Consider the following 14,138-nt stretch of genomic DNA (forward strand, 5'->3'; position numbering starts at 1 on the left):
GGGGGGGTGGGCTACGACACTCGCGGCTTGAACGAACGCCTTACGCCCCCGCCGCCTTCAGCAACGGCTCCAGCTGACCCCAGCTCACCGCTTCCGCCTTCTTGCCGTTGATCAACAGCGTCGGCGTGCCCGCGACGGTGCCGTCGGCGCTCTTGTCCTGCGTCTGCTTGGTCCAGCGATCGATCTGCGCCATGTCGCCGAGGCATTGGCGCGCCTTCGCCTCCGGAATACCGCGCTGCTTGGCGAAGTCGATCAACCCCATCTGTTCGGCCATGATGCGAATCGCCTCGACCGGCTTGGCGGTCTGCAACTGCGCCTGCACCGGCTGCGGCGTCGCCTGCAGCTTGGTGTTGAAGCCGTCCTGCGCCTGATACATCTGGTCGAGGATCGGGAAGAACGCTGCGGGATCGGTGCAATTGCCGAGCAGGGCCGGCGGCAGGTCGGGCGCACCATGGACCAGGAATTCGCGGTACTCGAAGCTCACCTTGCCCGATTTGACATAGGTGTTCATCAGCGGCCCGAAGCTCTCGCGTGCCAGTGCGCCACAGGTCGGGCACAGGCGCGAGCCATATTCGACCAGCTTGATCGGCGCGTCGGGATTGCCGACGATCGTGCCCTCGGCGGTTCGCGATACGGTGTCGGTCCAGTTCTGGCCGGCGGGCGCGGTAACGGCGGCGACCGGGCTGGCGGGGGCGGACGGCGTGCCGGTTTCGCTGGAACAGCCGGCGATCGCCAGCGGCAGGATCAGCAGGGACGCGAGCAACTTCATGCGATTACGCTCCATTACTTGGCGCTCTTGGCGCGCAGGACGGGTTCGAACTGGCTCCAGCCCATCGGCTGCTGGAGTTCGCCATCAAGATAAAAGGTCGGCGTGCTGCGCACCTCTACCGGTGCGTCGCTGGTCATCGCCGTGATCCGGTCGATGCCCGCCTTGTCGGCGAAACAGGCGTTGATCTGGCGCGGCGTCAGCCCGCGTGCGCGCATCGCCGCGATCAGTCCGCCGGCATCGGCATAGAGGCGCGCCTGCTTCACCAGCGGTTGCTGGTCGATCGACGGGTTGGCCTGCTGATACGCCGCGACCTTGGGCAACCATGTCGCTTGGGTCGCGAACACCATCGCATGCGCCGCGCCGAAGCCGCGCGGCCCCGCGCAGCGCGCGAGGATCGCCGCGCCCAGATCGGCGGGATCGCGGATCAGGTGGCGATATTCCAGGCTGACCTTGCCGGCCTTGATCATCTGCCCCTTCAGCACCGGCGCGCTCTCGTTGGCGAAATCGGCACAATGCGAACAGGTGTAGCTGCCATATTCGACCAGCTTCACCGGTGCCGCGGGGTTGCCGAAGACATAGGCGCCCTTGGCCGTTGGCCGCGCGACCTGACTCCAGTCGGTGGCGGGTGCGGCGGCGATCAGGGCGAACGCGATGGGGACGGGAGCAAGCAGGCGCATCATCATCCTACCTTGGGAAGACCGCGGGTGGCGTGGACGCCGGCGGCGAGCGATTCGAGTACGGCGCGCAATTCGGGATCGGCGATCACCTTCAGTCCCTCTCCGACTTCGGCCGGGGCGGGCTTCAACGACGGCGGTGCGCTGCGCGGCATCGGCTTTGCCACCTCGCCCTGCCGAATCGTCAGCCGCGCGACCGCGACATAGCCGAAGAAGCGATTGACCCGCTCGATGATCTCGGGCGCGATATGCTGCATCATCGGCGCATGCGCCCCGCGCACGACGATGGTCAGGACGCCGTCCGCACGCTTTCCCGGCGGAAAGCGCAGCGATTCGGGGTTGGATGCGGCCGCCCAGCGCGCACCGACGATCTCCGGCCAGCGGGTGACCAGCGCACTCTGTACGAAGCCGAATCGCTTGAATGCGGCGCCATGGATCGCGGGCAGCAATTCGCTGACCGCGCGGGCGCGATTCTGGCGAGGGGCTTCGGATGTGGGGGCGCCGGCGCGCTTGCTCATTGGCGGACCCATGCCATAGCCGGCGCGTGGACGCTACACGATCATCGATCGATCCGACGCGCATCGCCCCCGCGCTGCTCGGCTGGTACGATACCCATCGCCGCGCGCTGCCGTGGCGGGCGCTGCCGGGCGAGGCGGCGGACCCCTATCGAATATGGCTGTCGGAGGTGATGCTGCAACAGACGACCGTCGCGGCGGTGCGTCCGCGGTTCGCGGCATGGGTGGCGCGCTGGCCCGACTTCGCGTCGCTGGCGGCGGCGGACGAGGCGGAGGTGATGGCGGCCTGGGCGGGCCTCGGCTATTACGCGCGCGCGCGCAATCTGGTCGCGGCGGCGAAAGTCGTGGTGGCGGACCACGGCGGTGCGTTCCCGCACGATGAGGCGACGCTGCGCACGCTGCCCGGCCTCGGTGCCTATACTGCGGCCGCGGTCGCGGCGATCGCCTTCGGGCAGCGCGCGGTCGTGGTCGACGCCAACGTCGAACGCGTCGTCGCGCGATTGTTCGCGATCGATACGCCGCTGCCGGGTGCGCGGGTGCCGATCCGCGCGGCTGCGGATCGGGTGACCCCCGATACCCGTGCCGGCGATTTCGCCCAGGCGATGATGGACCTCGGCTCTGCGATCTGCACGCCGAAGAAACCATCCTGCCTGCTCTGTCCGTTGCAGCATGATTGTGTTGCGGTGCGTCGGGGCGCACCCGAACGCCTGCCGGTGAAGGCCGCGAAGAAGCCGAAGCCGCAGCGGTACGGCACCATCTTCTGGCTACAGCGGGGCGATGACGTGCTATTGGTCCGCCGCCCCGACAAGGGCTTGCTCGGCGGCATGCGTGCGCTGCCGACCGGCCCATGGACCGATGCCTCGCCCGGCCTCGCCGACGCGCCCGCTGCGGCCGGCTGGGAATTGCGAAATGTGACGGTCTCGCATGGATTTACCCATTTCGACATCGAACTGTCGCTTGCCGTGGCGCTGACGGAAGCGCATCAATTCGGTGATGATGCCATGTGGTGGCCGATCGTGGATCTCGACCGCGCCGGATTGCCGACGCTGTTCGCAAAAGCCGCGTCGGCGGTGCTGAGGAGGGACGGATGAAGCGGGTGTACGGGATCGGCGGACTCGCACTGGTGGCGCTGGTCGCTGCCGCGGCGGTCAATGGGCAGGCAGTGCGACAGGATGCGCCTCGTTCTGCGGAGATCGTCTCGCAGGGTCTGCGGAAGTCCTTCCTGCCGACCACCCAGGCACTGTTCGACGGCTATGTTCGCGATGGCAAAATGCCCGGCATCGTCGCCGCGTTCGGCATCGGTGATCGTCCGACGCTGTTCGTATCCTCGGGCCGGCTCGCCACCGATCCTGCCGCGCCGCTGGCGACGCAGGACAGCCTGTGGCGCGTCTATTCGATGACCAAGCCGGTCACGGCGATGGCGGCGATGATCCTGATCGAACAGGGCAGGATCGGCCTCGACGATCCGGTGTCGAAATACATCCCGGCGTTCCGGTCGATGAAGGTCGCCACCGCGCCCGAAACCAGCCTCGCCAGCGTGCCGGCGAAGACGCCGATCACGATCCGCATGCTGCTGACCCACACCTCCGGCCTTACCTACAACATCATCGCCAAGGGTGCGCTGCTCAAGGAGTATGAGCGGCTCGGGATCCTGCCCGCCGCGGTCAATGCCGCGATCGAGCCGGGCATGCGCCGCGCCCGTCCGGCGACGCTCGCCGCCTTCGCCGATCAGGTCGCCAAGGCCCCGCTGATCGCGCAGCCCGGCACCGCGTGGAACTACTCGGTCGGCCTCGACGTGATGGGCCGCGTGATCGAGGTCGCCTCGGGCCAGCCGTTCGATACCTTCGTAAACACCCGCATCTTCGCGCCGCTCGGGATGACGTCGAGCTACTGGACCGTGCCGCAGTCCGAAGCGGGCCGGCTCGCGACCAACTATGCGTGGACGGGCGAACTGCTCGCCCCGCTCGATCCTGCCGCCACCTCGGTCTACCTGCGACCGCCCAGCTTCCCCTATGGCGGCGCCGGGCTGGTGATGTCCGCGCGTGATTACGACCGCTTCCTCCACATGCTCGCCGATGGCGGTAGCCTGGACGGCGTGCGGATCATGAAGCCCGAGACGGTGCGGCTCGCCATGTCGAACCTGCTGCCCGCCGGTGTCACGTTCGGCGGCGTCGGCGGCGCGACCGGCGGCGCCTCCGCGAACGCGGTACCGATGGGCTTCGGTGCCGGCGGTTCGGTCTATCTCGCGGATGGACCGGGCGGCATGCCGTCGAAGGGGACCTATGGCTGGGGCGGCGCGGCCGGAACCGTCGCCTTCGTCGATCCGGTCAAGCGGGTCCGCGGCACGATCATGGTCAACTATTTCCCCGCCGATCGCTGGCCGGTGCGGCAGGAGGCGGTCCGCGCGCTCGCCACCGACCTGTCGCGGTTGCGGCGATGACCCTCGTCCCTGGCTTCACCGGCGGCCTGCTCGACCGGGCCGACGCGCTGCGCCACGATCCCGCCGCGCTGTCGGCGAAGCTCGACTGGCGCGCCCGACTGCTCAAACTCGACGGGCTGATGCCGCAGATCGAGGACGGACGGCTGGCGTGGACCAGCCTCGCCGACCTGCCCGACGATGCGGAGATCGTGCTGCTCGGCCTCGATGCGCAGGACCGTGCGCATGTCGCGGCGCTGCTGCCCGCGAGTGGGGAGGGGACGACACCGGCGATGCGCTCGCCCGCGCTGATGGCGGTGCTCGGCGCGCTGGAGGCGGGGGAGGCGGCAACCTATGCGGCGGCGCGCAGCCTGCTCGACTGGCATGCCCGCCACCGGTTCTGCGCCCGTTGCGGGTCGACCACCCACCTGTTCCGCGCCGGCTGGGGGCGGCAATGCGACGCCTGCTACACAGAGCATTTCCCGCGCGTCGATCCCGTCGTCATCATGATCGCCGAACACGATGGCCGCGCGCTGCTCGGCCGCGGCAAGGGCTGGCCGGAGGGGCGCTATTCCGCGCTCGCCGGCTTCCTGGAACCCGGCGAATCGATCGAGGAAGCGGTGGCGCGCGAGATCCACGAGGAAGCCGGCGTCCGCGTCACCGGCGTCCGCTATGTCTCCAGCCAGCCATGGCCGTTCCCGTCGTCGCTGATGATCGCCTGCATCGGCGAAGCGGAGGACGACGCGATCACACTCGACACCACCGAGCTCGAGGATGCGATGTGGGTGCCGCGCGACCTCGTTCGTGCGGTACTGGCGGGCGAACCGGGCCCGTTCGTCGCCCCGCCATCCTACGCGATCGCCCACACCCTGCTGACGGAATGGGCGCGGCGGGACGGCTGAGGATCACCGCATCGCGGCGATCAGATCGTCCAGCGGCACCGTCGCGAAGGTCGTCATGTCGTCCGCCAGCGCATAGGGCAGCAGCAGCGTCCGTCCCCGCACCAGCGCGCCGCAGGTGTAGACGACGTTGGGCACGTAACCGTCCCACGTCTCGCCGTCCGGCGCGATCAACGGTTCGGCCAGTCGCTTCAGCACCCTGGTCGGATCATCCCGGTCGAGCAGCGCCGCGCCGATGCAATAGCTGCGGACGATGCCGACGCCATGCGTGATGACCAGCCAGCCCTCGTTGATCTCGATCGGCGATCCGCAATTGCCGATCTGCACGAACTCCCACGGATATTCGGGCGTCATGATCCGCACCGGATCCTGCCATTCCAGCGGCGTGTCGCTGGTCCCGTACCACAGGTTCTCGTTGTCGTGCCGGAACAGCGCGGCGAACTTGCCGCCGATCCGCCGCGGGAACAGCGCCATGCCCTTGCCGGGCGCCACCGGCCCGTCGACCGGGTGCATGTGGAACAGCCGGAAATCGTCGGTCTGCAGCACCTCCTGCCGCGCCCCCTTGTCGCTGACCGCGGTGTAGCTGCCGATATAGGTCTGGTTGCCGTCGTCCTCGCGGAATTGCACCAGCCGCAGATCCTCGATTCCCCGGTTCTGCGATTCGATCACCGGGAACAGTACGGTTTCGGACGGCTCGCGCGATTCGCGACAGTTCAGCTGGATCAGCGCCTTCGCCCCGATCTGGCGGACGAGGTCGGGGTCGGGCTCCTCCAGCAATGGCGGCACGCCCTGCTGGCTTGGTGGATCGAGCACCAGCGTGTCGTCCCCCGGACCCCAGATACCGGTGCGGAACGTCACCGATGACAGATGCCCTTCGCCGATACCCCGCAATGACAGGACGAACCGGATCGCACCATCCGGGCACTCGTCCTGATCCGGATGCGGCACGATGCTGGGGTTGAACAGCGCCGCCGCCTCGAACGAATATTCCGCGCTGAAATAGCCGCCGATCAGCATCTTGCGCTTGTCGGACACGGTGGTGTCGAGCTTCAGCTGGGGCGCCACCTCGTCGAAGCGCCGCATCAGCAGCGCGGGCACCTCGCGGTGACGGACGCCGAGCCCCTCGATGATGATATCGACCAGTTGCTGGACCTCGTCGTCCGACATCGCCAGCGTCCGCTCGACGATCCGGTCGCCGCGCGGTTTGCCCTCGACGCGAAAGGGGTCGGGATCGCCGGGCAGGAACGGCCGGATCACCGTTCGCTTGGGATCGGGCAACAGGGTCGGATCGAGGTGGCGAACGAAGGAAGCGGCCAAGGTACAGTCTCCGGGGCGGACGGGCCGACCGGCCCGATGCATCGATCGTCAGACGCATGAACGTATCGGCGGGTCCGCCCCGATCCCTGATTTGCGTTAGGAAATATTGCCGACCGCGTCGCTCCGCATCCGCCCGTGGTCGAGCAATCGCCGATGTAAGGCGATCCTGGCGGCTCCGCGCCGGTCGCGCGCGGCATCGGCGATCGCCAGCCACGCCATCGCCTCGCCGACGCGCTGCGCCGGTTCCTGCACGATCCGCGGCAGCTCGGTGTCGTAGGGCGCGAAATAGCCCGGTTCGCCCTGCCATTCGATCAGCCGCGCCCGCGCCGCGTCGAGGCTCCAGCGGTCGAGATGGATACCCAGATCCGCAAGCGCGCGGGCGACCCGAAAGATCAGCCAATGGAGATGGCCGAGCATCGTGCGCGGATCGGCGAAGGCGCCGTCCTCCGCCGCAACCGCCTCGGCATGAATGCCCCACCCTTCGACGAAGCTGCCGGCATAGGTGATCCGCAGCGGATGCGGCGGTGCGATGCCCTCCAGCCCGAGCTGGATCATATGCCCGGGCAGCAATTCGTGCGCGACGACGCTGGGCAGCGTCCAGCTCGGCCGGCGGCCAAGCTGCTTCAGGTCGACGATATAGGCACCCGGCTGCGTCGGCGTCGGTACTGCGCGATAGCCGTTCCTGCCTGCCGCGATTTCCTCCGCGGACAGCGTGCGGACACCGACGTCGGTGCACCAGGCGGGAACCGGTCCGATCGTCGCCGGAATGCGGGCACGGGCGGCTTCCAGCATCCTCGTCATATCGGCGACGGCCGCAGCGGCGTCGGGGTACAGGAAGCGTTCGTCGCGCCACAGCCGGCTGTAGCGATCCCCGATACTGCCGCCGGTGATGCCGATCGTGGAGAACGCCGCTGCGGCACGGGCATGCAGGCCGTCCAGCTCGCGTGTCAGCCGCGCCTGTGCCGCCTGCGGCGTGACCGGCCCCAGCGGCCGGGCCAGCAGCAGCGCATAATGGTCCGCCGCGATCGGCCCGGCGTCCGCGAGCGGACGGTAGCCGCCCTTGGCGCCACGCGTCGCGGGGATGGCAGCCAGACGCTCGTCGATCGCCAGCCCGGCACGGGCCGTGACGAGGTCGAGCCGCTGCGACGCCGGCAATGTCCGTGCCTCGAATCCGGCGAGCCGCGAAAGCGCCTGCGCCGGCGGCGATCCCGCCGCCTCGTCCAGAGCAAGACGCAGGGTGTCGTCGGGGCTATGGTCGCCACCGCGATCGCGGACGCAGGCGGACAGCATCGTCGCACCCATCCCGACGATCACGGACCGCCGGTGCGGTCCAGTCGCAGCAGGCATATGCCCGTGCTTTTGCACCGGCGACAGTCCGGGGTCGCAGGCGTTACGCTGCGTCATGCTGCCCGGCCCCGGCCCCGGTTTCGTGCGTTCACGGGAACACGAGGGCGCAATCGGCGGACGGTCGCCGTCCCGATACCGGGCATCACCGCCCCACCACAGGTACGGTGTTGTTCAGCCGCGTCACCTCCGGCGCGTCGCCCGCCAGTGCCACGCGGGCGGTTAGCCCGGTGGTGGCGCCCGGGGCCATCAGCTGGACCGTCACCGTCCGTGGCTTCAGGTCGTTCGGCGCCTCCATAGCCGGGATCGGTGCGGTCGCGACGACGCGGCCATCCGCCGCCACCAGCGTCGCGATACCCGTACCCGATGGCGTCGACCCCAGACCATGTACGGTCAGCGTCACGCGCCGTCCCCTCACCGTCACATCGTCCGATCCGATGCCGATATCCGGCCGCGTTTCGACCGGCGTCGTCGGCTGCATCAGCTTTGCCTCGATCACCGTCGTCGTGCGGGGGGCGAAGGTCACGTCCATTCCGACGCTGCGTTCCAGCGGCACCGTCGATTGCACACCCCCCGCAACCGGCGTCTTGCCTTCGTCCGTGCTGGTGCTCGTCCGCACCTGCCACGATCCTGCGGTGACGTTCCACGTCGTCATCGTCGCACGCTGGGGCACGTCGCTGGTGTTGTAGGCGATGACCCGGAACGCATCCCGTGTCGCGCCGGGAACCAGGATCGCGACCTGCTCCGCCGCGCCCGACGTCGCGAAGCGCCAGCTGACGGTATTACCCGGCCACGTCTGGTTGCGGCGCAGCGCGATCCCGCCAAGTCGCTCGCGTTGCAGGATCTCGTTCGGCTGGTCGACCCTATCGGACCACCAATGGCCCTCGGTATACATATATTGGTGCTGCGCCTTGTCGGTCCATGCGTCCGCATGCAGCGCGGCCAGCGTCGCGGTGTCGCCGGTGGCGGTCCACGCGGTATATCGCGCGAACGGATCGCTGCCCGCCACCTTCGCGATCTTCGCGCGCAATGCCGTGCCCCCCGGCATCAGGTCGAATGCGTTCTCGTTGAATTCGGCCAGGCCACTGCCCGACTTGCCCACCCGCGCCACGATCGGGCGCAGATACGTGTCGTCGCCGGTGAAGCGCCACGCGGCCCACGCGCCCTGTAACGGCGTCGACACGCCGCCACCGTCGCCGACGCGCGTCGCGTCCGTGTCCCAGTTGATCTCGTTGGGATAATTCCAGGTCCCGTCGGCGGCTTGCTTGCCATGGGCCATCCAGCCGTCGATCACGCCGGTCACCAGCCCCCGCGCGGCCGGGCTGCCGTTGTAGAGGCCCAGCAGGATGGGGCCGTGCAGCACCGTGAAGCTGTACGGCTTCTGCCACGCGAACGCGCCCTCGCGGTACATCTTGCGGCCGCCGTACCAGTTGCTGGCGAAGTGCATATGGCCGGCGGGGTTCTTCAGGATCACACCCTGCAGCGCGCGGGTCGTCTCCATGATCCGCTCGACCGCCCTGGGCTCGCCCCAGTTGAGGTAGAGTCGCTGCGCGTCGGAGTTCAGCCCCTCCTCATAGGCATGCAGTTCGTCGGTGGTGATATAGCCGAGGCCGTTCACCCGCATGCCGTTCCTGAACACCGCGTCGGATACCGCGCGCAGCGAGGCGTTCACCTTGTCCGGCTCGACTCCCATCAGCGCGAGGCCGGGCCATTGCTGCGTCAAATCGGTGTCGTCGGAGATACCGCCGCCGAAATCGCCATAGGGCACCTGACGATGATCGATCCACCACGTCACGAAGTCGCGCGTGATCTTCAGGTCGTCCAGCTGCCGCGCCGCCCAGGCGGGCACACCGGCGGGAACCGGCGGCAGTGCGACCGCGGGCATGTTCTCCGGCCGGTAGTTGATGTCCGCCCAATAAGCGCGGCCCTGCACGTGATCGGGATCGACGCGGAGCAGGTCGGTGATGTCGGCGAACAACCGCTGGTACAGCCCCGCACGCTTCGACGCGGTATGCTCCTCGACCAGGAAGCCCCAATTGTCGCGGACCTGGTTGAAGCGGTCGGCGACATGCTCCGCCTTCGCCTGATCGCGCGGCTTGAAGACGAGGCGGATCTTCGCCCCGTTCAGGCTCTGCGCGTCGAAGCTTTCCGCGCCCGAGGCGATCGTCAGGTACAGGCTGTCGTTGGAGAGGATGCGGTCGCGCAGGTCGAGCCACAGGGTGCGCGCCTCGCCGGGGCGGACCGATACCGACAGGTCGATCATCGCACGGCCGGGCCAGATCGGATCGGCGATGCGGATGTTGAGTGGGATGGGCGCGCCTGTCGCACCCTTCATCGCGGGCAGGTCGATCGCGATCCCGTCCAGCCCGTCGTGCACGTTCTGCCAGCCGTAATCCCAGGCCCGCGCCAGCGGCTTGTCGGGATAGGCATCGCCGAAGCTCGCCGGGATCAGCACGTGGGCGATCGGCTTGCCGGGCGCGCGCTGCACCGCCGCACCGCTCGCGCCCGCCGCGCCGGCGCCTACCGCGACCTTCATCCCCGACGACGGCATCGCCAGCACGGTGGCGCGCTCGCCGGCGGGATAGCGGCCGGCGATATAGGTGTTGAGCCCGTCGAGCACCGCCATCTTCGGTGAAGCGGCGGCATCGATCGTGTAACTCAGCTTGAAGCTGCCGGCAGGCTCGGGCGTAGCGCCGACGTCATAAGCCCAGATCTCCTGGATCGGCTGTTCCTGCATGACGTTGGTGAAGCTCAGCACGCCGCCGGTATGCGGCGCCACCGCATCGACGCTGCGCACCACGCCCTTGGCGCGGGTGGCGAGGCGGGTGCCGTTCCAGCTCAACGTGCCGTAGGCCGCGCCGCGCAGCTCGACGCGGTTGAAGCTCTGCCCCTCCGGCACCGTCAGGTCGTAGCGCTTGCCGCCCTCGACATAGGTGTTCCAGTCGGGCAGCTCGAAATAATCGTCGCGGCCGGGCAGCTTCGACCGGTTGTAGACGCCGGGCCACGTCGTTTCGGCGATGCCGTCGACGCCCTTGTACATCCATTCCTTCAGGTCCTTGGCATCGGCGAATTCGATGCGGCGGACGCTGGTGACGGGATCGGCCAGGACCGGCGGCGCGCTTTTGTCCCAGCCGTAGCGATGCAGCCATGCAGTGCGCTGCGCGGCGGCGTCGGCTGGCGGGCTTGCGGCTGGTTCCTGCTTGGCGGCGAGCGCTGCAACGTCAGCGGAGCCGAGCATGCGGTCGTAGACACGGATCTCGTCGAGATCGCTACCGCGCATGAAGCTGTAGCGGCTCTGCACCTGATGAGGCGAGATGACGCGCCCCGCCATACCGAACTGGTCCAGCCCGGAATCGAGGTCGGCCTTTTGGTCGAGCCGCGCGACTTCCTTGCCATCGACGAACAGGCGGACGCCTGCCGTCTCGTCCCAGGCAAAGGCGATATGCTCCCATTGCTCAGGGGTCGGCGGGGTCGGGATGCGCCACGACACGCGCAGCCGCGACAGATTGGCGTCGGTGACGAAGGCGTCGAAGCCGTGGCCGTTCCAGTCGATCCGCAGGAACGCCATGTCCCAGCTGGTGTGATCGGCGAACCCCGCGCGGAAGATGACGAACGGCGCTTCGGTGACGGGATCGCGGGCGCGCCAGAAGAAGGCGAGCGTGCCGCGCTGCGCGACCATGTTGCCCGGCGCCTTCCACGCGACATAGCCCTCGTCCGCCCAGCGCGCCGCCCCGCCGATCGCGCCATCGGGCGTGACAGTGACCGCGCTGCGGAAATTGGGGACGGGATCGCCGCCGGCCTTGTTCGCGGTCAGGTCCTTGTCGGCGGAGACGCGGAACAGCAGCCCGTCCTGCGCCACCGCCGGGGTGGCGAGCAGGGCGGTGGCAAGGGCGAGCGTGGAGGTGAGTTTCATACAGCCTCTCCAAAGGCAGGCTGCCCTCACCCTTCCCACGGCTTCGCCGCGGGCCCCTTCCCTCTCCCGACGGGAGAGGGAGAGACGGCGTAGCCGGCGAAGGGTGAGGCCAGCGTTCTTGTTATGTCAGGTCAGGCGGCGTCCACCCGCGCCAGCCGCGGGCTGAGCAGGTGGATCACGATCACCGCGATCAGGTAGGTCGATCCGGCGACCGCGAAGATCGGCGTGTAGCTGCCCGTCGTCTCCAGGATGTACCCGGTGAACTTCGCCATCAGCATGCCGCCGATCGCGCCGACGGTGCCGCCGATGCCGATCACCGACCCTACCGCCGCGCGCGGGAACATGTCCGACGGCAGCGTGTAGAGGTTGGCCGAGAACGCCTGGTGTGCCGCGGTCGCCAGCCCGACGATCGCCACCGCCAGCCAGACGCTGCTGGCATATTGGGCGAAGAAGATCGGCATCACCAGGATCGCGCAGACCAGCATGGTCAGCTTGCGTGCGGCGTTGGCGGTGAAGCCGCGCTTCATCAGCCGCGACGACGACCAGCCGCCCGCGACCGAGCCGATATCGGAGATCAGGTAGATCACGATCAGCGGCGGCCCGAAGGTCTTGAGGTCGAGGTTGTAGGTCTTGCCGAGGAAATCGGGCGTCCAGAACAGGAACAGCCACCAGATCGGGTCGATCAGGAACTTGCCGAGCGCAAACGCCCAGGTCTCGCGATAGCGGATCAGCTTGCTCCACGCGATCGGCTTGACCGGATCGGCGGGGTCGCTCTCGATATAGGCGAGCTCGTCCGCCGACAGCCGCGGCTGTTCGCGCGGGCGGCGATAGATGGCGATCCAGGCGAACAGCCAGATGAAGCTGAACAGGCCGGTGATGACGAACGCCATCCGCCAGCCGAGCCCCATGTCGATGACGATCCACGGCACCACCAGCGGCGTCACCACCGCGCCGATGTTCGCGCCGGCGTTGAACACGCCGGTCGCCAGCGCGCGCTCCTTGGCGGGGAACCATTCGGTCACCGCCTTGATGCCGGCGGGGAAGTTGCCGCTTTCACCGATGCCGAGCAGCGCCCGGGCGAGGCTGAACTGGAAGGCGGTGTTGACGAAACCGCACAGGATGTGGCCCGCGGTCCAGATCACGAAGGCGATCGAATAGCCGATCCGCGCGCCGACCACATCGACGATCTTGCCGAAGCTGAGATACCCGATCGCATAGGCGGCCTGGAACCAGAAGATCACGTCGGCATAGGTCGTTTCCGACCAGCCCAGATCCTTCGAGATCGTCGGCTTGAGCACGCCGATCATCTGCCGGTCGACGTAGTTGATCGCGGTCGCCGCGAACAGCAATGCGCAGATCACCCAGCGGTAGCGGCCCACGGTCGAGGCGGCGGCGGCGATCTGCGCCTCGCTCTGCGCACCCCCGAAACCCGTACCCCCGGTGCCCGTACCCTTCGTCGTCGCCATCATCTCTCTCCGGTTGTGCGGCCTCTTAGCGGGCCTTGATCGTGCAGCCGACGGTGTAGCGACCGTCGAACGAGGCTTCCACCCGGTCGCCGACCGCGACGGGGTGGACCCCCGTCACCGCGCCGCTGGAAATCCACTGGCCGGGCGTCAGCGGGATGCCGCGCCCCGCCATATGTTCGAACAGGAAGCGGGCGGCGCCGATCGGGCCGTCCAGCATCGTCGCCGCGGTCGCCGCGCCGATCCGCGTCCCGTTGATGTCGAGCGTGATCGGCCATGCATTGAGGTCGACATCGCGCCAGTCGGGGATCGCATCGCCGATCACCAGCCCGTTGTTGTTGCCGAAATCGGAGATGGTGACGGTCGGCCCGTGCGTGTTGATGCCGGGGAAGGGCGAACTCGCGATCTCGATCCCGACATGCACCGCGTCGATCAGTCCGCGCGCTTCGTCCATCGTGTAGCTGGTCTTGGCGGGATCGGGCGCGGTGCCGATGCGGATCAGGAACTCCGCCTCCGCCGCGCCGAAGCCGTCGGCGAAGATCGGCATCGAAAGATCGCCGTCGGTCGCGTCGAACACGGTATCGGCGAAGATCGGGCCGCTCAGCCGGTCGATGCCGTCGATCGCGGGATTGATGCGCCCGACTTTCCAGCCGACGACCTCACCCTCCGCCAGATCGAGCGCGGCATCCTGTACGCGATACGCCGTGGTGAGGTCGGCAGGGATCGCACCCGGGTAATCGGGCAAGGCGTGGCCGTCGCGGCGTGCTTCGACGAAGGCGCGGGCAATGTCGTGAACGGATGCGGTATCGGTCTGTGGCATCGGATCGG

The 14,138-nt window shown here is 68.3% G+C and carries 11 protein-coding genes; 3 read left to right on the forward strand and 8 right to left on the reverse strand.

The window, feature by feature from the left end:
• Window positions 1-40: 40 nt before the first annotated feature.
• From NF699_12755 to NF699_12765, 3 genes are read right to left on the reverse strand one after another with little or no spacing between them, the layout of a single operon-like run.
• On the reverse strand, window positions 41-769 hold the full coding sequence (locus tag NF699_12755; protein ID USU03932.1) for a DsbA family protein: 729 nt from the start codon (window positions 767-769) through the stop codon (window positions 41-43).
• Window positions 770-783: 14 nt separating this feature from the next.
• Window positions 784-1,449 carry a DsbA family protein gene (locus NF699_12760; GenBank protein ID USU03933.1) on the reverse strand — a complete coding sequence of 222 codons (666 nt, stop codon included), beginning with the start codon at window positions 1,447-1,449 and terminating at the stop codon, window positions 784-786.
• Window positions 1,449-1,961 carry a DciA family protein gene (locus tag NF699_12765; protein USU03934.1) on the reverse strand — a complete coding sequence of 171 codons (513 nt, stop codon included), beginning with the start codon at window positions 1,959-1,961 and terminating at the stop codon, window positions 1,449-1,451. Before NF699_12765 ends, NF699_12760 begins: the two co-directional genes overlap by 1 nt.
• A 26-nt stretch (window positions 1,962-1,987) precedes the next feature.
• Here NF699_12765 and NF699_12770 point away from each other — a divergent pair, with 26 nt between their 5' ends.
• Genes NF699_12770 through nudC form a run of 3 tightly spaced genes read left to right on the forward strand, consistent with a single transcriptional unit; the run spans window position 1,988 to window position 5,276 of the window.
• Window positions 1,988-3,049: an A/G-specific adenine glycosylase gene (locus tag NF699_12770; GenBank protein USU03935.1), complete on the forward strand. Its 1,062-nt coding sequence runs from the start codon at window positions 1,988-1,990 to the stop codon at window positions 3,047-3,049.
• On the forward strand, window positions 3,046-4,398 hold the full coding sequence (locus NF699_12775; GenBank protein ID USU03936.1) for a beta-lactamase family protein: 1,353 nt from the start codon (window positions 3,046-3,048) through the stop codon (window positions 4,396-4,398). Before NF699_12770 ends, NF699_12775 begins: the two co-directional genes overlap by 4 nt.
• A complete protein-coding gene (nudC, locus tag NF699_12780; GenBank protein ID USU03937.1) occupies window positions 4,395-5,276 on the forward strand; it encodes an NAD(+) diphosphatase in 882 nt (293 codons plus the stop codon). Before NF699_12775 ends, nudC begins: the two co-directional genes overlap by 4 nt.
• Before the next feature lie 3 nt (window positions 5,277-5,279).
• On the opposite strand, the gene NF699_12785 is transcribed toward nudC, so the two are convergent.
• The 5 genes from NF699_12785 to NF699_12805 form a co-directional block, all read right to left on the reverse strand.
• Window positions 5,280-6,590, reverse strand: coding sequence for a glycoside hydrolase family 130 protein (locus tag NF699_12785; protein USU03938.1), 1,311 nt, complete (start codon window positions 6,588-6,590; stop codon window positions 5,280-5,282).
• Between the two features lie 96 nt (window positions 6,591-6,686).
• Window positions 6,687-7,994, reverse strand: a complete 1,308-nt coding sequence (locus NF699_12790) for a DUF885 domain-containing protein (protein ID USU03939.1) — start codon at window positions 7,992-7,994, stop codon at window positions 6,687-6,689.
• An 85-nt stretch (window positions 7,995-8,079) separates the two neighbouring features.
• Window positions 8,080-11,847: a LamG domain-containing protein gene (locus NF699_12795; GenBank protein ID USU03940.1), complete on the reverse strand. Its 3,768-nt coding sequence runs from the start codon at window positions 11,845-11,847 to the stop codon at window positions 8,080-8,082.
• Window positions 11,848-11,978: 131 nt separating this feature from the next.
• On the reverse strand, window positions 11,979-13,313 hold the full coding sequence (locus tag NF699_12800) for an MFS transporter (GenBank protein USU03941.1): 1,335 nt from the start codon (window positions 13,311-13,313) through the stop codon (window positions 11,979-11,981).
• 25 nt (window positions 13,314-13,338) lie between these two features.
• The gene (locus NF699_12805) at window positions 13,339-14,130 is read right to left on the reverse strand and encodes a 2-keto-4-pentenoate hydratase (GenBank protein ID USU03942.1); all 792 of its coding nucleotides are present in this window, start codon (window positions 14,128-14,130) and stop codon (window positions 13,339-13,341) included.
• Window positions 14,131-14,138 lie beyond the last annotated feature (8 nt).

This window comes from Sphingomonadaceae bacterium OTU29LAMAA1, assembly GCA_024072375.1.
GTDB lineage: Bacteria > Pseudomonadota > Alphaproteobacteria > Sphingomonadales > Sphingomonadaceae > Sphingomonas.